This is a genomic window from Halobacteriovorax sp. JY17, assembly GCF_002753895.1.
In the GTDB taxonomy this organism is placed as follows: domain Bacteria; phylum Bdellovibrionota; class Bacteriovoracia; order Bacteriovoracales; family Bacteriovoracaceae; genus Halobacteriovorax.
In genome coordinates, this window is sequence record NZ_NJER01000001.1 from 552,774 (window position 1) to 573,786 (window position 21,013).

A 21,013-nucleotide genomic window follows, 5' to 3' on the forward strand; every position below is an offset into this window, starting at 1 on the left:
TTTCTAAGATAGAACAATTTCCTTTTTTTTATTGGGAACTCTTAGTGAAATTCATTTCAATACTTATTCTTCTACTTTCTTTAACAAATTTAAACGCTGGAGAAGTGGCCTACGAGTCTCCTTATATAGAAGATTCAAAAGCTTTAGATGATCTTCATAGCGTAAAGAGTCTCTTATCTTCATCCAACACTCACTCTCTCATTAAATTACAAACAAGTGTTAAGTCTCAGAAATCGAGAGGGACGTGCACAATGTTTACTTCCATTGGACTCTTAGAGCACCTACTCATTAGAGAGAGAGGATATGATAAAGAGCTTGATCTATCTGAAGAATGGCTGGAGTACTTAATCATGACAAGTAAGACCAGTGAGGGGTCGTCCACATCCAGAAACCTGAAGGCCATTTTTAATTATGGTGTAGTCTATGAAGCTACTCTTCCTTATATTGGTGAGAGATGGCGCGCTCTTGTGGATTCACCACTAGCGGTGAAAAGATGTGGAGAGTTCAGTGGAATGAGACTAGAGAGCTGTCTCCTTGGTCATAGAGACCCTTACTTACTTTCAATGAGTGATGAAGAAATTTTGGAAACAGGAGATTTGAATTTTATTGAGATTAGAAATGAGTCACGTCTTTTAAAAGATGAGATAGTAGAAGGGATTCTACCATTAAAGAAATCTTATAAGATTAGAAAACTCTCTGAAGTTAAAAGAGACTTAAAGGAAGGAAGATCCGTTATCGTTGGAATGAAGCTCTACTACGGATCGTGGAATCATAGTAAGACGGATAAGCTCTCAATTCAAAAAAGAGATAAGCGTAAGTGGTATGAGGGGATTGTGACATATCCTGAGATGGGGAGTGTGGACCGAAGAATTTCAGGAAAAGAAGGTGGGGGACACTCACTTATTCTCGTTGGCTACGATGATGAAAGAGTTATAACTTCTAAAATGCTAATGGAAGATGGTACTTGGAAAGAATTTTCTTATAAAGGTGTGTACTACTTTAAGAACTCATGGGGCGTCAGAGGTTCTGGCAGAGACTTCTCTCTTGATGGAGTTAGCTATCCTGGCTATGGAATGATTTCACAGAAGTATCTTCACGAGTTTGGATCTTTTTATACCATACCCAAAAACTAGAATTTCTCTTGTCTGAGTTTCTTAGTGAGTCCTTGAAGTTTCTTATTCTTGATGCGCTTTTCTTTAGAGGACCTGGTAGGCTTTGTCTTAACTCTTACTTTCTTAAATTCCTTTGCTTTTAAGATGAGCTTCTCTAATTTTCTTAAAGCGCCTTCTCTATTGAGCTTTTGGGTTCTATGTTCAGACGAAGTAATTAAAACGCTACCACCATCTTTAATCATATTGGGAAATTTTAATTTGAAGTTTTCTTTTTCTCTGTAGCTGAGAAGATCTGTCTTATAGATATTCCAAGTGAGATTGGCCTTAGTATTGACCTTGTTCACATTTTGACCTCCTTTGCCGGAGGCCCTAGAAAAACTAAATTCAACTTCTTTTTCAATTAGATCAATCATTATGGAAGAAAGTATTCCCCAATTCCGTAGAGACCATTTTGCTCAAATGGGAAAATAATAGAGTTATTGGTTGGATTATAATCCATACTTAATCCTCGACAATAGAGATTGGTAATAGGCCAACTTAATCCTCCCATATCAGAATCGGTCGTAATATTATGCTGATAAATTCTACCACCATAGCAGTAGTAGAGGTAGTCATTACCTGCAGAGTTTATCCAAATAGCACTATCATCTATATTTCTAGCAGTTCGAGCAAGCTTAACAGCATTTCCCCCTGGAGTCATTGACCATACTTGCCCTTCAATTCGGTATCGACCTGCAAGAATCCAGCGATTATTAGTAGCGTCCCACCAAGCATTAGATCCCCACGTATCATAGTAAGGGACTTTACAAGTTGCCGCTGTTGAACCTGAGGCACAGATTCCAGAATAACCGCCGACATAAGTTTCCGCCGGATCATTTGTTCCTGCAAGATGAGCTTGAGTGAAGCTATTAGTGGCATCATAAGTTTTTAAAGCAAAGTCTTGCCAGTGAATATCTGCTGATTTATAGCGCATTCTAGTCATTAGAAGCTTTCCTCCTCCATAACCAATTGGCAATGCGTGGTCTTGGTTACCAGAAGTTGAGCCATAGAGACTTAAACCTGGTTGTCCGTCACCACTCCAGAAGTTTGTACTACTTCCTCCAATAATTCTCTCCCATAGGTTTGTTGAACGGTTAAGACGAGTAATATCACCATTACTTCCTCTTCGAACCATTATATCTCCGGTGGCCTTATCTGCTACCCAGTATGATCCAGTGTAAAATCCCTGTTGCTTTGGGTCTGTTGAAAAATTTTGATAACCACTATTTCCATTACCAGCAAGGGTATTTATATTTCCCTCTATGGCAAACTCTTTAAAGTAATAGGTCCTTGGATCTGAAGTGATAATTTTTCCGTTATCTAGACGAGCGACAGTATCTATATAAGAGAATCTTGCATTTAAGGCGTTGATATTATCCCCGTAAGCTGGATGTTGACCAAAGAGTGTCACAACGTTTCCATTTGAATCAAGAGTCCTTATTTGTCCAGCATCAGTGAAGTAGAACTTACCTGTTGCTGTTACAAAGAAGTCTTGAATATCCATATTACATGAGAGGGCCGCAGTTCCATCACTGCAATGACCTCTCGTTCCACTTCCTAGAACCTTTGTATAAGAGCCATCCCAATTATTTCTCATAATATAATTTCTATCTATGATTTGATATTGCTTTCCATTCATTCCTGTAATTGGAAAATATCTATAGTATCTATAACTATCATTATAGAAGTCATTTCTTGCAACAAAAGTTTCTGGGTCTAAGAATGCCTTAGTGTATCTATCGTTAAAGTCATTACAAGTTCCATAACTATCTTCGTGATAAGTTTGAACCCATGCTCCAGTAAGAGCTGAGGTTGTAGGGTTGTAGGCCATCCCTAAGTGAGAGAGGCGACACTCTAAAATATTTTGAGAGTGATTGAGAGCGTCTCCAGTTCCCGTGACATATTTGGAAGTAATACTTCCAGAGGCCGCTTTAAAAATACGGAGTCTATAACTTGGAGAATTCCAATTCTTAATTCCATAGTCAGACATAAAGTATATGTCTCCATTTGGTGTCGCAAAGAATGGGATATTTCGTGATGCCCATGAGTTTGAAGAGTGGGTCGTCATCGCTAGATCTAGTGGATTAGCAATGGTATCAGTTGTGTCAGCTCCTCCTCCAATAATTGTTTCTATTGTTGGAGTGGCCTCATTTAAATTTACTCTTCTAATTCTATTCGTATCGAGAATAAGCAGTCTATTTTGAAAGTCTAGTGCTATCTTAGTTGCATATCTAAGCGTTGCATTTGTCGCTGCACCACCGTCACCTGTACTTGTTCCCGTACTTCTAATGAAAATTTTCTGCTTTCCATCTTCAGGGTCAATAATAAGAATTCCTCTCTTATAGTCACTAAAGTAGACCGTTCCATTCTCTGTCACAACTAATGTTCCAGGGTCAGATTCAGATCCTTCTTTTCTAGTAAAGAACATTGCAGAGACTGCAGAGCCACCAAGACCTGATTCTGTATTACCGGCGATAATTTTAATTGTATCCGAGTTCAACGGATTAGAAATAGACTGCGCACTAATAGAAGTTCCATCAGTTACTTTTGCTCTAATTTTATATGAAGTATTGTAAGGTGAACCACCGGTCCACTTAAAACAACCTTCGTTGGCCTCAAGAGTATAACCTGAGCAACCATAATTTGTATTTACATCAAGAGTTTCTGCTCCAGCGATGAGAGTAAAGTCTATTTCATTTGGACTATAGTAGAGTGAAATTGCTCCGGCCGGCAGAGCAGCGTTATCTGTAATGGTATATCTAATATAAACGTCTGAGCCCGCAGGCACAGCTGACTGCGCCCTTGTTGGAGGGTTAGGAGAGTTCGGAGTATTGGCCGCAATAACGTCAGAGGCTTTTGGAGGCTCTCCTGGATCATAGACTCTGTCAAAAGTATCTACTGTCGCCGTCCCTGTACCAGCATTGGTTAGGTCTGAGATATTTGAAGCTTCATCTTTTACCCAAGCATAGACGTTGAGAGTACTATTTGGAGTCCAGCCAAGAAGGTGAAAGTATTCTCCGTTTAAATTTAGAGTCTGAGCAATGGCCAGACCAACGGAAGGATCATTCACTCCTACCCAGCATGCATCAGTAACAATAGGTTTATTTGTATCCTCTGTTTTTATACAGAGATGTGAGATTCCAACGTTGGTGTTCTGACTTGTTGCCGTCATATTAATTGTTATATTCGCATTCTTTGTCGGATTAGGTGAATTTGATGAGAATGCGCTAATCGTTGGAGCATCTGTTTCTCTAATCCAAGTTCCAGAAACTGTCGTTGTATTTAAAACGGCATTTGTCTGAGAGAAATTATAAGTTCTTGTGGCATCAGTTGTTTCAGAACTTGTGACCCAAGTCCATGATCCAGCAGCACAAGAAGTCGTTGTACTTTCACTTCCTGTAATATCAATAGTGAGTCCTGCCTCACAACTTCCTTCGAAGGTCGTCGTGTCTTCATTAGATTTAGCTGAATTACTTGCAATTGTTAATGCTGGACCAGTTGTATCTCTTGTCCAATTAATTGTTATGGTCGATGTATTTCCTGCAGGATCGCTTTGAGTGAGAATAAAGCTTCTCGCCCCATCAGTTGAGTAAGTTGGCGTTGTCCAATTCCAGTTTGTAGATGAGCAACCAATCGTATCAGTTGTATCTCCTGTTATAGCGACACTATTTGATCCTTCACAAGATCCTGAAAATGTAAGCGCGTCGTGGTTGGTTGTCTCTGTAATAGTTCCTCCCGCGCTCGCTATATACGGAGAAGTTGCAGTAAAGCTTGGAGGTGTCGCATCTCTATCCCATGAAAGAGATAGGGAAGTAGATGTATTTCCTGCGCCATCAGTTTGTAAGAGAGAATAAGAATAATTTCCATCTACTGTCTTTGCTGATGGTGTCCACGACCAACTTCCTGAAGAACACGGAAAAGTTGTTGTTTCATCACCAGAAACTGAAATAGTGTAAGTTCCTTCACAAGTACCACTCCATTGATTAGGAGTATTATTCTTTGTGAAATCAGGTGAAACGCCACCAGTCTTTGTTAGAATTGGAGCAACTTCATCTCTTATCAAGCTTCTTGATAGAGAAGTGATATTTCCTGCAACATCAGTTTGTTTAACTGTGATATTCTTTGTTCCATCTCCATTAGAGAAGTTAATTAATTGACTATAAGTTCCAGCAGGACAAGTAATATCAAAGCTTGTTTGAATATCTCCACTGAAATTAACATTAATTCCTGTTTCGCAGACCCCTGCTATTGTTGCACTAGAGGTGTGGTAACTTCCATTGGCCGGAGAAGTAATCGTAAGCCCCGGAGGCGTAGAGTCTACATCAAAGTCGATAGAAGAAACGCTTCTTGAATTACCTGCTAAGTCAGTAAAGTCGACTCTAAATTTTGCATTACTTATATCTAAACTTGGCGTTGTCCAAGAATAATTAAAAGGAGCGTTTGACAGAGGACCGTTGGAAGAAGTCGTCGTTCCAAGTGTTGACCAAGATGAACCATTGTAGAATGAGACCGTGTAATTTAGAGACGTGCTTGAGTTAAGCTCCGTTGTTGTCCAATTGAGAGTGTTGGAGGCTCCACCTTTTAGGGCAACTGGGTCTATTGTCGATAATGATGGAAGAACAGTATCGTAAGTGACATCAATACTTGTCGCGGTATTAGAAACATTTGCATGACTATCTTTTGACCATAATTTTACAGAGTGAATTCCTTGATTTGTTGTCGCCAAAGTAAATGAGAGCGCTGAAGCTGTCGTTGAGCAAGTTTGCCACCCTGCTGCTCCCGCAGAAGGTTTAGATCCTTCATTAATGTAGATCTGAGGTGTGTCTGCACAAGTAGAAGCTGTAAAAGTTGTCGCTGTTGAATTTGTAAAAATTGACGATGAAAGAGCAACTGCTGGTGGTGCAGGGGCCGTTTTGTCAGTAACAGCTATGGTTACAGTCGCAACTGATAGCGCGTCTATTGTTCCATCATTTGCAATAAAAGTGAATGAATCAGTACCATGGAAATTAGCGTTGGCATCATAGTTACAAGTGAGGTCTGAACCATAACTTCCTGTTGTAATACAATTTGAAAGCGTTCCATTTGATGGAGCAGTCATTACTTTATAGTTTAGGGTGTCTCCGTCAATATCTGTTGCATTTGAAAGAGTAATAGATAAAGTGACATTGTCATCTGTATTATAATTTTGATCAGCGGCCATTACTGGGCGATCATTAACGGCATTAACTGTTATTGATACAGTTGTATTTGCAATTGAGTCAAGTGCTCCATCATTCACTTTATAAGTAAATGAGCCACTACCGTTGTAATTTCCATTTGGAGTATAAGTACAGGCCTGGGCTGTACAGTTTAGAACTCCATTACTTGGATTTCCTACTATAATATAAGTTAGAGTGTCTCCCTCTACATCACTTCCAAAGTTTAGAGTGAAGTTAATCGCAGTATCTTCATTTGTTGCGATCGATTGATTTGCTGCTTTTACAGGAGCGTCGTTTACAGGAGTTACAGTGATAGTCACAGTATTAATTGTCGAATCAAGATTCCCATCATTGACTTTATAAGTGAAAGTATCAGTTCCGTTAAAGTTTAATGATGGTGTATAACTACAACTTCTTGAAGCTCCTCCTGTACAAGAGAGAGTTCCACTAGCAGTAGATGAAACTACTATGTATGAAAGAGGATCACTTTCTATATCACTTCCTGCTGTGAGGCTAAAATTTAAAAGTGTATCTTCATTTGTTGAAAGCGATTGAGTTGCGGCAAGAGTAGGAGCATCATTTACTGCGCTTATATTAACAGTCACAGTATTAACTGTTGAATCAAGACTTCCATCGTTCACTTTATAGGTAAAAGTAGTAGAACCATTGAAATTTGTCGCAGGAGTGTAAGTACAGGCTCTAGAAGTTCCTCCTGTACAAGATAAATTTCCTGAAGAAGGATTCGCCACAATAATATAACTTAGTGTATCTAGGTCAACGTCAGCACCTGCTGTTAAATTGAAGTTTAGGGCGGTATCCTCTGTTGTCGCAATTATCTGTGTCGCAGCTAACGTTGGAGCGTCATTAACAGCATTAACTGTGATAGAAACTGTTGATGAAGTTCCTGACTCTAAACTTCCGTCATAGGCCTTGTAGCTAAATGAATCAGATCCATTGAAGTTACTTGCAGGTGTATAGTCACAAATAATATCTGTATTCCAAGTTGATGTATTTATACAATTTGAAAGCGTTCCATTACTTGGCGCTGATGTGATTTTATATTGAATTGATCCTGTCGCAGTTTCTAGGTCAGTTGCTCCACTTAGAGTGACAGCGTAGAGAGTGTCTTCATTAGTCGTAAAAGATTGGTCGGCCAACATTACTGGAGCATCATTAATAGCATTGATTGTTATTGTAACTGTAGCCGTTGTAGAATCAAGGGCACCGTCGTTCACTTTATATGTAAAGGTTCTTGTTCCATTCTCATTTGGAGCAGGGGTATATGTACAAGCAGTAGAAGTTCCTCCCGTACAAGAGAGAGTCCCAGAAGATGGATTTGCAACTACTGAGTATGTCAATGAGGCCGAATCAATATCAGCACCACTAGTTAAATTAAAGTTTAGAGTTGTATCTTCATTTGTTGAAATTGATTGAGTCGCAGCTAAAGTAGGAGCATCGTTTATTGCATTAATTGTAAAAGAGATTGTGGCATCACTTGAAGAATCTGTTAATCCATCATTTGCTCTATAAGTAAAAGAGTCTGATCCATTAAAATTTGAATTTGGAGTATAAGTACAAGTTAAGTCTGTCCCTGGTGAAGTGGTTATACAATTAGAGAGAACTCCATTGGTGGGAGCAGAAATAACTCTATAAGTGATTGTCTGGCTCGGAAGATCAATATCAGTAGCATTTGTTATAGTAAAATTAAGAGCAGTATCTTCATTTGTTGAAAAACTCTGTGATGAGGCAATGACTGGTGGATCATTTTGCGCTGAAATATTAATTGTGACAGTGGCAGTAGATGAATTCAAGCTTCCATCATTTACTCTATAAGTAAAGGTTTCAGAGCCATTGTCGTCTCCATCTGGCGTGTAAATACATGCTCTGGAGGTACCTTCGGCGCAATTAAGAGTCCCTGCAATTGGCTGAGAAATTATAGTATAAGTCAGAGTATCATTTTCAATATCTGCACCAGCATTTAGAGAGAAATTTAAAACAGTATCCTCATTGGTTGAAACTGTCTGCGTTGCAGCTAGAGTAGGAGCATCATTAACAGGAGTAATTGTTAAATTAACTGTTACTGTATTAGAGTCGGCCTGCCCGTCGTTGGCCTTATAGGTAAAGCTGTCGACTCCGTTATAATTTGAATTTGGTGTGTATGTACATGTACTCCCATCAGCTCCTGCACAGTTTAAAGTTCCATTACTCGTTGAAGAGACAATTAAATAGCTAAGAGTATCAAGGTCGATATCTACGCCAGCATTTAGAGAGAAATTTAAGACATTGTCTTCTGCTATTGTCTCTGTCTGCCCAGAGGCGAGTGTAGGAGAATCGTTAACACTATTTATAGTAAGAGTTACCGTGGCATTGGATACTGAGTTTGTAACACCATCATAGACTTGGTAAGTAAATGTATCACTACCATTATAATTTGCATTTGGTGTGTAAGTACAATCTCTATCTGTTGAGTAAGAAGACGCATCGATGCAAGAGGAGAGTACTCCATTTGAAGGAGCGCTTATTAATTTATAAGAGAGTGTTTGCGCAGGAACATCAATGTCAGTACCTGTACTTAAGGTAAAGTTTGAAGAGATATCTTCATTTGTACTTATACTTTGATCTATTCCTATTACAGGAGCATCGTTTACTGGATTAATAGTTAAAGTTACTGTTGTTATATTTGCCGAATTTTCAGCTCCATCATTAACTCTGTAAGTAAAACTGTCGCTACCGTTGAAGTTTGCATTAGGAGTGTAGGTACAGTTTATATCAGCGTCAGCGGCCATACACCCTGTTAGTGATCCATTACTAGTTGTTGATACAATTGAGTAAGTAATCGTATCACCATCAATATCAGAACCTGTCGTAACATTGAAAGAAAATGGCGTATCTTCATTAGTAGAAGAGGCCATATCTGCTCCTGACGTAGGAGCATTATTAAGAGAATTATAATTTAGTGTTGAAGAAACATTATCACTACCACATGACCAATTTAAGGTCGCCGATTTAGCGCCTTTAGAAGCAGGTGTAGGTCTAACCATAATATCACAGCTAGAAGAGACAGCTAGGTCATTAGTAGAACAATTATCTGTTGTAATTTCAAATTCAGCACTGTTGGTTCCACTAAGTGTTGGAAGAGTACAGAAGTCTGAACTTGCTTGACCAGTGTTTGAAACCGTAAAAGTATGATTTGCTCCATTAGATTGATTAGCAGTATTGGCAAAATTATATGTCGTTGGAGATATTGAAAGAATTGGCTTACTGATTGCTGTATCAGATGTTTCTAAAACACGTGAGTTTCCAAGAGAGTCTTCAAAGCTTACTCTAAAGCGAGCATTACTCACTAGTATATTTGGAAGTGCGTAGGAGAGAGTATAGGTTTGATTATTAATTTCACCTGCTACTGTTGCAATATTTCCAATATTGCTCCAACTTGATCCATCAAAGAAGTCGACGATGAAACTCTTTGTTCCATCGTTATTCTTCTCTGTTGCATCCCACTTTATATCAATAGTTCTATCTGCTCGGTAATTTGAGGCCATAGAATTAAAGGCAAGGCTTGGTTCAGTAGTATCAATTTCAAGTGTTAATATTTTTGCGGAACTAATATTTCCATTTACATCCATTGCCCATAAGTTAAGATCAACATTACCATCCACATTTTTTTGAACTAGGTAAGAGAGGTTTTGAATTGATGCATTCGAGCAAGCAATGTTGAAATCACTATTGCTTGGGTTAGTGCCATCTTCTGTGATTGCAAGATTTGAAAACGTTTCACAATTATCAAAAACTCCCGGTGTTGTTTCGTTTCCAGTCATGATATCTAGAGTTATATTTCTAGTCGAAGTTGGATTCGTATTTGCCACGTTGAGAGAGAAGTTTGGTGCAACGACAACATAAGTATCTGCTACTGGGATAGTATATTCTAATTGATTGAATGGAAGACTTGTATCTATATCTAGGTCTCCAGAATTCTTCTTTCCAACCTTTAAAACAACGTTGTAAGTAGAGACTGAATTAGCACTAGGAGTGAAGCTCCATGAAGCTGCATTAGAAACCTTAGCGCCATTTAGTGACCACTCATATCCAATTTCGTAGTCGCTACTCCAGTGAGCTGTATTGACCGTGAATGTATATGGAGACTTTTCGTTTAAAGACTCTTGAACATCTAACGAATTTATATCGGGGGCAGAAGTTAAGAGAAGCTCTGGACTATTTCCTTGAAAAGTTTCTTGAAAAGTAGAGTTTAATCCTATCGTATCTTTTAATTTTATATAGACTTCTTCCTCTGAGTTAGTCGCTTCAGTGTTCAGTTCTAATTCTTCAGTGACTTGATGAAGAATATTATTATCTATTTTGTCTATCTCAATATCTAAACTTGTTCTAATCACTTTTGAGATCAGAGTTGTTGCTGGACCTAGGTCTTGCTCTTCGAAGAAATCAGTCACAATCCTCTGATAATTCTTTGTACAGCCTGATGTTCTTAACATATATTTGGTTGGTGTTTCTGTATTTAAGTTAAGTTCATTTGGATCAAAGAAGAATTCGGTATCTGCATTAAGGTCTTCTTGATTGATTGGGTTATCCGCAATAACTGACATAGACTCAATATCAAAGAGTTCAATCTTTGGATTTAAACAAGTTGCAGAATAAGCAGAGTTCATAAAAGGATTGGAATTCGCTCTGACTATTGATCCTAGTAGTGCAGGAATTCTACCTTTAATCTGCTTTGTTTTTGTTGAATTCTTTGAAGTGCTTTCTACTTTCTTAGAACTCTCTTTTGTAGGAGTCGGCTCATCAGCCTTTTGAACGTCTTTTGTTGCTATCCCATAGCTCGTATCCGCAGGAGCCTTGCGAGTAACTTCTTTATCTTTGACTAATGTGAAAGAATCATCTGGAATATAGAGAGAAGTATTATCTGCTTCAAGAATTGAGTTTATTTTATCAGCAGTTGCCAGTCTCTTAGTATTTAGTTTTTTCTTCTTCTTTATATTTTTTGGAGAACTTAATTGTGTGTACTCTTCATCCACAGGGAGTGCAGAAGCAGGAAGTCTTCCTAGTTGAGTCTTCTTAGCTTCCAACTTACTTGTTGATCTCTTTATTAACTTATACTTTCTTTGAAACTTCTTTGAAGGTTTAGTTTGGTCTCTTAATTGTTCGCTCTCTGATGTATTTTTGAATGTAAGTTTCCCTACAACCAGGATGGAGAGAAAAGTTATTGTAAATATTGATTTCTTAACAATTGACGTCATAGAGTTCCTTTCGTCAATTTTACAATTATTCTAAAGAAATCTTAAGTTTTATCTGTTTTCAGTAGGTTATGAGAGGTAGAAAAAGCCGCAAGGATTCATAGTACACCAAAAAGATGGCACTTTTCTTAAGGTTATTTGTAATTTAAGCTACTTAGTGGGATTTCTTGAAGTCTGATGTTGAATAGAACTCAACTTCCTCATTCTTCTCCATAACAAGCTTTAGGTCCCACTCGCTTCTAACGGCGAAGCAAGGACGAGACTTATTGTCATAGACAATATTTGATCCATTTTTTTGAATAAACTTATCTCTTTGAATATCATTTTTAAACTTAAGCCAGCGAACACCTACGAAGCCGTAAGTTTCATATTCACCGCGTACATTATATTCATCTTCAAGTCTATGTTTGACGACTTCAAATTGAAGAACACCAACAGCTCCAAGAATTTTTTCTGGACTTGTATGTCTTCTAAAGAGCTGAACAGTTCCTTCTTCTGAGAGTTGCTGCAGCCCTTTGTCTAACTGCTTTGCTTTCATTGGATCTCTTAGAAGAACTTTTCTAAAAATTTCAGGAGCAAAATTTGGGATACCTGTAAATTCTATTTTCTCTCCATTAGTGAATGTATCACCAATTTGAAATTTTCCTGTATCGTGAAGGCCAATGATGTCTCCAGGATAAGCTCTCTCAGTTATCTCTCTATCTTGTGCTTGAAAAATGAGAGGAGTGGCAATCTTAATATCTTTGCCAGTTCTCACATGGTGAATTTTAGTATTTCTTTCAAAGACACCTGAACAAACTCTCATAAAGGCGACTCTGTCTCTATGCTTCTTATCCATATTGGCCTGAATTTTAAAAATAAAACCAGTAAAATTCTTCTCTGTTGGAAGAACTTCTCTCACATCAGATTTCTCATCAAAAGGGGCTAATCTCACTTCTCTAGGAGCAGGTCCGGGGCCACTTCCTGAAATCATATCGAGAGTTTCTTTGACTCCAAAATTGTGAAGTGCTGTCCCAAAGAAGACCGGAGTCATAATCCCTGCCAGAAATTCTTCCTCAATAAATTCAGGCATCATCTCTTTTATCATTTCGAGATCTTCTTCTAACTTTTCTACAAGTGGAAGGCCTACATAACTGAGAACTTTTTCCGCTCTTAGATCGCTTGCATCTAAAATCGTTGCACTGTCTGGATCATTTCCTTCATCAAAGCTTCTAATTGTCTTAGAGGCAATGTCATAGACTCCTTTAAAGTCAACTCCACTTCCTACTGGCCAAGTCATTGGCACGCATTGAATAGAGCAAATCTCCTCTACGTTATCAATAAGCTCAAATGGGTCCATGGCATCACGGTCAAATTTATTCATAAATGTAACAATAGGAGTATCTCTTAGGCGACAAACTTCCATAAGTTTCTTCGTTTGTTCTTCCACACCCTTAGCAGAGTCGATCATCATAAGAACTGATTCAACGGCCGTGAGTGTTCTATAAGTATCTTCAGAGAAGTCCTTGTGCCCAGGAGTATCTAATAAGTGCATTGCTCTCTTATTATAAGGAAAGGACATTACAGATGAGGTAATCGAGATCCCTCTCTCTTTTTCCATTTCCATCCAGTCAGACTTTGCGTAATTTCCTTGCTTAGACTTTACCATTCCCATGTCGCGTACAACACGACCAAACCAGAGAAGCTTCTCGGTCATAGTTGTCTTCCCCGCATCCGGGTGAGAGATAATGGCGAATGTGCAACGAGGTTTCTCGTTAATTGGTAGAGACATGTCTAATCCTTTTATGTTTTTAGGTAGTTATAGCGCATCTAGAGACAAGCGTAAATCAGAATTTGGACTTCCTGATCTTGAATACTTAGAACTAAAAAGGATCGTAAATAAATGTCGTGATAATGGGTCTTCTTCCTTTATAAATTATGGATACATATTAATCGGTGTTCCTTTCTTAACGAGTTCGAAGATCTCATCCATTTCACTATCTGTGACAGCAACACATCCGTTGGTCCAATCAAAGAACGGGTAGAAGTAATCTCTCGCCCAGTTTTCAACGGTGTCGGCCTCTATTCCAAGTTTCGCGGCGAAGTCTCTAACTGATTTATTAACCTTATATGGGTTGCCGTGAATGAGAATCATTCCTCCTAGTTGGTCTTCTGGGATTCCTCTAACTCTCGCATTGTGCTTATCTTTCCAATTTGGATAATCAATTAAAAGAGACTTTGGAAATCTTGTATTCTTTCTCTTCTTTGAAATTTTATAAAATCCTACGGGAGTTTGATTATCTCCTTCTCTTTGCTTGGCCCTCGCTATGAAGAGAGGGTTATTATAAGAGATGGAGAGTTTGATATTATAAGTCTTATAAAGTTCTTTGCCACTCCAAAGCTGCATCTCTCTCTTCTTTTTGAAGACAACAATATGAGTGATGTCTTCAGCAAAGATTGATGTACTTAAAATAATAAATATTAGAGCAAATATTTTCTTCATTAAATTCCCTTCTTATATTACTTACAGCTTGGAAAGTTCTTTTGTAGTAAACTTGATACTTGCTTGAGCTTACCTACTGTTACTGTCTTTTTTACACTTGCGATATAGACTTTATATGGAGTTCTAAGTGTTGACCAATATCTTGCCGCGCCCTTATTTCCACTTGAGAGAACTTGGTCTTTTGCAATCCAAGTTTTCATAATAGCAAGACCGCATCTTATATTTGTTTTTGAGTCTTTAAGGGCCTCTACTGATGTTGCCCCTTTACAACCGTTATTCTTGTAAAGCTTTGAAATGGATTTTGGAGAAATCTGTAAGAGACCTGTACTTGTATTTCCATTATTTTCACCAAAGGTAGTGTTTGGATTATAAGAAGATTCAAAATTTGTAATACTTGCCACTAAGTGTGAGAAGAAAGTTTCTCTCTCGTCTTGACTGAAGGAATCATAGCTAGGGCACACATTCTTTATATCGCTAATATTGTAATCAGCAAGTGAGCTAAACTCATCTTGAATAATGATTTTTGCCTCTTTTTGAACTGAACTATAATTCATTCTAGCTGCTGAGGCATTGATACTTAACGATAGAACTAAAAATGTAAATAGACTCTTCATCTTTACTTTCTCCAATAGAAAATCCATGGCTAAATTTAATTCATTTTGAGATGCTTTAGTAGGGCGAGAGAAGTAATTACTAAGACCGTATAAAGTTTAGACACTTTCTTTGAGCATTAACTTGTAAAGTATATTTATGGTATAATTAGAGTATGAGCAATCTAAGAGAAATGAAGTGTATCCCTTGTAGTGGCGAAGTTCCGCCACTAGATATCGTTTTAAAGAGAAAGCTTAAGGACGAGATCCATCTTGAATGGAAGTTCACCCACAATGAAACAAGACTTCGTAGGGAGTTAAAATTAAGTAATTTCTCCGAAGCTTTAGAGCTTGCAAACCTTATAGGAGCTCTAGCAGAAGAAGAGTGGCATCATCCAGAACTTGTCATAGGTTTTGGACATCTTGACATAGAAATCTGGACGCATAAAATAGATAATCTAGTTGAAAGCGATTTTATTTTCGCTTCAAAAGTCGATCAAATTATTGAAAAGGTAAATTTTGTAAAATGAAGTTTATATTATTTTTTCTCGTTTCATCTTCTATCTTTGGTCAAACTGTGAATGATCTACGAGACATGCTAAATGGCAAGGCCTTTGAGCAGTATGAGAAAATGTTTGAGGATATGGCCACTGAATTAGAGGCCTTAGATAAATCACAATTTGAAGAATATAATAAACTCTTTGATCAAAGTATTATGAGGCAATTACAAATATTTGGCGGAGTAAGAAGAACATATAAATGGACAGAGAGCTCTAGTGAGCGAATCCTCTCCTTTGAAGGACGTCTAATAGAAGAGGAAAACCCTAAAATTGAAATAAAGAATGACTTCTTTGAGATTAAGGGAACATTTAAAAAAGAAACCAATATCAATGGGAATAAATCAATCTCAAAATCTATTCAGTCGGTGAAAATTTCTCTTCCAGGTGATATTGATCAATCTAAAGTTAGATACGAAAATTTAGAGAATTCATTTAAAGTGATTTTTCCTAAAAAGAATATTACCAAGAAAGTCTCACCGCCTAAAAAGATTCGTTCTCCAATAAAGAAGAATAATTCTGATATAACAATCTAGCTTGGAATCACAATACTCATATAGACAGATTCAGTACCAAGAGGATTTTGGTAAGAGTGGTGAACGTCTCCAGGGAAGGCCAAGAGGTCATTCTTTCTTAGATGAAACTCTTCTCCGTTAAAGCGCACAATAACTTCCCCAGAAATAACAGTCATATACTCTCTCGTTCCTCCAAGATGAGGAGTTCCTCTAAAAGTTTGATTTTGATCAAGTCTTACACGGTCTATATCTAGTCCCTTTGTCTTTTCTGGCAAGAGTTTGGTTATATTGGCTCCGCCTTTTATTTCAAGAGGAAGTTCTGACTCTCTAAGAAGAATTGTTTCAGGTCTTGGGGCCGAGACAAGGAGGTCAATGCTCACATCAAGGGCGTGGGCGAGTTTTATAATATTAGAAAGGGAAGGGTTTCCTTCACCACTTTCTATATTGGTTAGAGTCGTTCTTGGAATTTTCGAAACTTCAGAGAGCTGCTTTTGGGTATAGTTTCTCTTTGCTCTTAGAAACTTCAAGTTCTGTGAGATATTCGAATTAAACGAATTTAAATCTAGTTCATTTGATAACATATCAGGCCTTTGTGTCTATATCTTGACATTTTGTCTAGGTTATAATGGCTATTAAATGGGCATAATGTCAATATATGGACATTCTTATGTTATTTATTTGTATTATGAGAGACCTTGAAGCTATAGTTATTTAACTGATAAATAATAAGAAAGGAGTCTTTATGGCACACGAACTACCAAAACTGCCTTGGGCAGACAACGCACTAGAACCACACATTAGTGCTGAAACACTTAGCTTTCACTATGGTAAGCACCACAATGCTTACGTTACTAAATTGAATGCAGCAATTCCTGGAACTGAATACGAGTCAATGTCTTTAGAAGATACAATTATGAAGTCTGAAGGTGGACTTTTTAATAATGCCGCTCAAGTTTGGAACCACACTTTTTACTGGAATTGTTTAGCTCCAAATGCTGGTGGCGCTGCTACTGGTGCGATCGCTGATAAGATCAATGCAAAGTGGGGATCTTTTGAAAAATTTCAAGAAGACTTCACAAATGCTGCTGCAACAAACTTTGGTTCAGGTTGGACTTGGCTTGTTGAAGACGGTGGAGAAATTGAGATTTTCAATACAGCAAACGCTGACACTCCAATGAAGCACGGTAAGAAAGCTCTTATGACAATTGATGTTTGGGAACATGCTTACTATGTAGACTACAGAAATGCTCGTCCAGATTACATCACTGCCTTCTGGAAGCTAGTTAACTGGAATTTTGTTAACTCAAATCTTTAATTTCAATTTGGGCCCACTTCATTGTGGGCCTTTTTTCTCTTAGGACATTTATGAAATCCACTTACTTTAGAAAACCCCTAGAGTTTTCAATAGAAGTTAACGGTGAGAGCTGGAAGCAAGGCGATAGTATCTCTGGAAAGGTTAGTGTTTCAGATCACTCAGGTGAAAATAGTGATCTCTCTGAGTTTGGAATTTTTCTCTGTATTGGAGATTTAAAGAAAATTCAAAAAAAAGATAATAGAGGAATAACTATTCTTGATGAGTGTCTTCTTCATAAGAGTGAAGTCGAGTTTAATTTCTCTTTAGATGAAAATTGTCAAATTACTCAAAAGTCTTCTGGCCCTTATCTCATCGTTGGAAAGAAAGAGGACTTATTAGAAGGTCATCACCTAGCACTTCAAGTTGGACCAAGTGAATTAGTCTCAAATATTTTAGAAGTATTAGAGAATTTCATGCGCTTTAAAGTAAAGAGCTTAAAGCCTAAGAAGGATTCTCTGGAAGCGGTCATAACTCTTCCAACAATAAAAGAGTTCACATCTATTTCTAGTTTTAAATTAAATTTAAAGAAAAATGTAGATGATCTTCTTCTTGATTATGACTTTAAGATTAAGAAGGTTTGCTTTGAAGGTGGAGTGACATCGACTAAAGATGAAGCAAAGTCTTTTCAGACAATACTATCTCCAAAAGAGTATCTCATTTATGGTAGCTCTTTAAATCAAGACGCTATTGTAAAGAAAGTAAGTGATGTTTTAGATGAAGTGAAGCTAAGGCCTATTCTATAATGTTTAAAGTCATTGTCTCTATCTATTCATTTCTTCTTCTCTTCTACATGATGTCTTATCAATTCTATTCGACTTCAGAGAGAGAGGCCTTGCTTTCCTTTCTTATTATCATTGCTGTGGTCACTATTATTGTGGCACCATCATTTGGTGCAAAGAATAGAAGAAAGGAAATGAAAAATATTAAAGAGAGAGAATGGCAAGAAGGCGAGTATCACAATGATTTTACAAGAGTAGGCTCAGCTGAGGACTACACTCCTGTAAAGCCCATTGATATGGCGGGAAATGCCGTCGAACATGCCAGAGAGCAGTTGAATGAAGACCTTGCAAAAATTGCTGTATATAAAGTTATTGAAGAAGAGAAAGGAAGTGATGATGAAGAGAAGTAGCTTATTAAATATTCACCTTTACTGCGCAAGCTTTAGCGCGATTATTCTGGTGGTCTTTGCTTTTTCAGGTGGAATGCATCTTTTAAATTTTAAAGAATTAGAGACCTCTATCGTCGTAGAGACACTTGTAGAAAATGATTTTCTTAAGAAAGAAGTGGTCGATGAAAATATTGCGAATTATCTAAAAGAGAAAGATAAGGCCTATCATTATGAATATATTAAGTCTTATAAGGGCTACTCTATAACGAGACCTACGACGAGAGATTATTATAAGTTTGAAGATAATACTGAGGGTGGAATTACGGTTATCAAAATGGAGCCATCTCTTAGAAAGCGTCTCTTCGAGTTTCACAAGGGACATGGGAGAAAGTTTTCCAGATGGATAAATAGCTTCTTTGGTCTTTGTCTGATGATTACTGTCGCGAGTGGAATTTGGCTTGGGTTAAAGAATAAGAGAATTAGGACTGCAACGATTGTTACAACCCTAGTTTCTTTCTTTGTCTTTCTTATTGAATTCTATTCCTAGCTATAGGCCTGGGCAACATTTTGAGTGTGACTTCTAATTTTTCTAAGGGCCACAATCATATCTGAATAGGTGAGTGCTGTTAATGCGTCAAACTCACCATTTGAAATTCTCTCCAAATGCTTCGAGCGCATATTCTCTGCAGAAAGTCTTAGTTGCTCGGACTTTCTAAGCGTGACACTTAGATCTATTGATGATGTGTCTATCTCTTTAATTGTTGTTTCATAGAAGCTTTTGACAGCTTGATAGAAGTTAGTGAAGTCTTCTCTAGTATCGCCCTTTAGCATTTTATCAATCGAAGTTCTTTCACTATAGCAGATAAGCTTTTCAATATAATCTGCGATACTCTCTAATTCATCGACTTCTTTAAGAATTCCACGAGCGTGAATAGACTCTTTTGCGCTAAGAGGGCTCTCCATTAATTTTACAGTATAGACTGTTACTTCTTTTTGAATATTGTCGGTAATCGATTCGTAGTCTTTTGCTTTAATGATAATATCTGCTTGGGACTTCTTACTTCCAGTTATGAAGAGCTCATCAGCGAGAGCATAGAGTCTTCTTAGAATATCTTTCATTTTATTAATTTCTAGATCGGCCTGAGCGAGAGCTGTTGCTGGAACCATTGTGCTTGGGTCTGAGAGCATGACGAGATGGTGTTGCTCTTTTCTACCGTAGTCAGGAGTGATCTTTGTCACAAGTTTTGCTAGAGTTCCAAGAAAAGGAATAAAGAGAATTGTTGCTGTTACGTTAAATATCGTGTGCCCAGTGGCAATGTGTACGGCAATATTGTCAAATTCTCCAGTAGTACTTCTAAAGTTTGCACTGCCAGGAACGACCCAGTCTATGAATTCAACGTAGTATGGAAAGAAAGAGAATACCGCAAGGACACCGAGAGCGTTAAAGATGGCGTGGGCCCTAGCTGCTCTCTTTGCGGTAACGTTTGCTCCGACACTTGCTAGCAGAGCAGTAATGGTTGTTCCAATATTTTCACCGAGAACAAGGGCCGCCGCTGTATGAAACTCAATGACGCCACTGGTGGCCATGGCCATAGTTATTCCGAGCATGGCCGATGAGGACTGAATAACGATTGTAAGTATGCAACCTACAACTATACAAGCAAAGTAAGAGAAGTAATTTTGCGCCGAGAAGTAGCTAATCATGTCTAGAAATTCTGGCATAGCTCTGAGTGGCTTGAAAGCATCTGACATTATATCAAGTCCAAAGAAGATCATCCCTACACTAAAAAGAATTCTTCCAATTTGTCTTACTTTTGTTGATTTTCCAAAGAGTAGTGGAAAAATTCCCATACCAATTAAGAGCAGGCCATACTTTCCAATTTTAATGGAGATAATCCAGCCTGTGATAGTTGTTCCAATATTAGCTCCGAATATAACTCCTATGGCCTGAGTTAAATTCATGAGTCCAGCATTTACAAAGCCAACAACCATAACAGTTGTTACCGATGAACTTTGAACGACTATGGTGACAATTGTTCCAACTAAGATGGCCGAAATTCTATTTTTAGTAATCGTATTTATCGCACTTTTTACGACGTCGCCAGCTACAGATTGAAGGCCTTCTGACATATTCTTCATTCCGTAGAAGAATATTCCAAGTCCGCCTAGAACGGTATAGATGATTTTAAATGCTTCCAAAGATGCCACCTTAATAAATGCTATTGTTTGGAAGAGATTAAGATTTTATTAGGATTTTGTCACGAAGAACTGGGGATTTTGTAAAGTCTATTGACCTATTCTTTCTTGAAATCACAGCTCATTTTATCCAAGAGTTCCACTAGTTTAAGTGCATCTTCATAGCTAAGGGACTCTAGTGAGCACCACATTCTCTCTGGAATTGTGATGGCCTTCTCTTTTAATTTAAGTCCTTTAGCTGAGAGTGAAATTATTTTCTGTCTCCTATCCAGCTTGTTCTTTGCTATAGAGATTAAGTTCTTTTCCAGCATTTTAGTGAGCATAAGGCTCAATGAGCCAGCATCTAGAGAGGTTTTCTCCACAAGAGAGAGAACGGAAATCTTATCTTCTTCCCATAGGGCCATTAGAACAATGTACTGGGGATAGGTAATATCTAATTCTTGTAGCATAGGGCGATAGGCCCTGGTCATGGCATTTGAGACTGTATAGAGACGATGGCAGAGTTGGTTGTCTAGCTTTAAGTTATCGTAATTCATAAATGCTCCTGTGAATATTATACTTTGTGTACAAAGTATTTGCAAGGATGAGGATATTAATATATACTTTGTATGCA

General features: G+C 37.8%; 15 protein-coding genes. 7 read left to right on the forward strand and 8 right to left on the reverse strand.

The genetic code is table 11. The features are described 5' to 3' along the window. Positions 1-44: 44 nt before the first annotated feature. A complete protein-coding gene (locus tag CES88_RS02545) occupies positions 45-1,133 on the forward strand; it encodes a C1 family peptidase (protein ID WP_290730501.1) in 1,089 nt (362 codons plus the stop codon). Here CES88_RS02545 and arfB read toward each other — a convergent pair. The 5 genes from arfB to CES88_RS02570 form a co-directional block, all read right to left on the reverse strand. Further along, entirely contained in the window at positions 1,130-1,525 is a 396-nt protein-coding gene (gene arfB, locus CES88_RS02550; RefSeq protein ID WP_290730503.1) for an alternative ribosome rescue aminoacyl-tRNA hydrolase ArfB, read from the reverse strand. The genes CES88_RS02545 and arfB overlap by 4 nt on opposite strands. Further along, entirely contained in the window at positions 1,525-11,601 is a 10,077-nt protein-coding gene (locus CES88_RS02555; protein WP_290730506.1) for an Ig-like domain-containing protein, read from the reverse strand. The genes arfB and CES88_RS02555 overlap by 1 nt, the downstream gene beginning before the upstream one ends. A gap of 151 nt (positions 11,602-11,752) precedes the next feature. Further along, entirely contained in the window at positions 11,753-13,369 is a 1,617-nt protein-coding gene (locus tag CES88_RS02560) for a peptide chain release factor 3 (RefSeq protein WP_290730509.1), read from the reverse strand. A 144-nt stretch (positions 13,370-13,513) separates the two neighbouring features. Next, complete coding sequence (locus tag CES88_RS02565; RefSeq protein WP_290730512.1) at positions 13,514-14,080, reverse strand: L,D-transpeptidase family protein; 567 nt, start codon at positions 14,078-14,080, stop codon at positions 13,514-13,516. Positions 14,081-14,097: 17 nt separating this feature from the next. After that, positions 14,098-14,694 (reverse strand): transglycosylase SLT domain-containing protein, encoded by a 597-nt coding sequence (locus CES88_RS02570; protein WP_290730515.1) that lies wholly within the window; start codon positions 14,692-14,694, stop codon positions 14,098-14,100. 152 nt (positions 14,695-14,846) lie between these two features. Between CES88_RS02570 and CES88_RS02575 the strand changes: the two genes are divergently transcribed. Both CES88_RS02575 and CES88_RS02580 read left to right on the forward strand, forming a co-directional pair. Then, entirely contained in the window at positions 14,847-15,200 is a 354-nt protein-coding gene (locus CES88_RS02575; protein WP_290730518.1) for a 4a-hydroxytetrahydrobiopterin dehydratase, read from the forward strand. Beyond that, positions 15,197-15,763: a hypothetical protein gene (locus CES88_RS02580; protein ID WP_290730521.1), complete on the forward strand. Its 567-nt coding sequence runs from the start codon at positions 15,197-15,199 to the stop codon at positions 15,761-15,763. Before CES88_RS02575 ends, CES88_RS02580 begins: the two co-directional genes overlap by 4 nt. Here CES88_RS02580 and CES88_RS02585 read toward each other — a convergent pair. Then, a complete protein-coding gene (locus CES88_RS02585) occupies positions 15,760-16,323 on the reverse strand; it encodes an XRE family transcriptional regulator (protein ID WP_290730524.1) in 564 nt (187 codons plus the stop codon). The two genes, CES88_RS02580 and CES88_RS02585, sit on opposite strands and share 4 nt — an antisense overlap. A gap of 161 nt (positions 16,324-16,484) precedes the next feature. Here CES88_RS02585 and CES88_RS02590 point away from each other — a divergent pair, with 161 nt between their 5' ends. The 4 genes from CES88_RS02590 to CES88_RS02605 are packed head-to-tail and all read left to right on the forward strand — an operon-like array spanning position 16,485 to position 18,751. Then, complete coding sequence (locus CES88_RS02590; protein WP_290730527.1) at positions 16,485-17,057, forward strand: superoxide dismutase; 573 nt, start codon at positions 16,485-16,487, stop codon at positions 17,055-17,057. A gap of 50 nt (positions 17,058-17,107) precedes the next feature. After that, positions 17,108-17,839, forward strand: coding sequence for a hypothetical protein (locus CES88_RS02595; RefSeq protein WP_290730530.1), 732 nt, complete (start codon positions 17,108-17,110; stop codon positions 17,837-17,839). Next, complete coding sequence (locus tag CES88_RS02600) at positions 17,839-18,225, forward strand: hypothetical protein (RefSeq protein WP_290730533.1); 387 nt, start codon at positions 17,839-17,841, stop codon at positions 18,223-18,225. The genes CES88_RS02595 and CES88_RS02600 overlap by 1 nt, the downstream gene beginning before the upstream one ends. Then, entirely contained in the window at positions 18,188-18,751 is a 564-nt protein-coding gene (locus CES88_RS02605; protein ID WP_290730536.1) for a hypothetical protein, read from the forward strand. Before CES88_RS02600 ends, CES88_RS02605 begins: the two co-directional genes overlap by 38 nt. Here CES88_RS02605 and CES88_RS02610 read toward each other — a convergent pair. Together CES88_RS02610 and CES88_RS02615 are read right to left on the reverse strand one after the other, a co-directional pair. After that, positions 18,748-20,403 (reverse strand): Na/Pi cotransporter family protein, encoded by a 1,656-nt coding sequence (locus tag CES88_RS02610; RefSeq protein WP_290730539.1) that lies wholly within the window; start codon positions 20,401-20,403, stop codon positions 18,748-18,750. The two genes, CES88_RS02605 and CES88_RS02610, sit on opposite strands and share 4 nt — an antisense overlap. 95 nt (positions 20,404-20,498) lie before the next feature. Beyond that, a complete protein-coding gene (locus tag CES88_RS02615; RefSeq protein ID WP_290730542.1) occupies positions 20,499-20,936 on the reverse strand; it encodes a MarR family transcriptional regulator in 438 nt (145 codons plus the stop codon). Between the last annotated feature and the right edge of the window lie 77 nt (positions 20,937-21,013).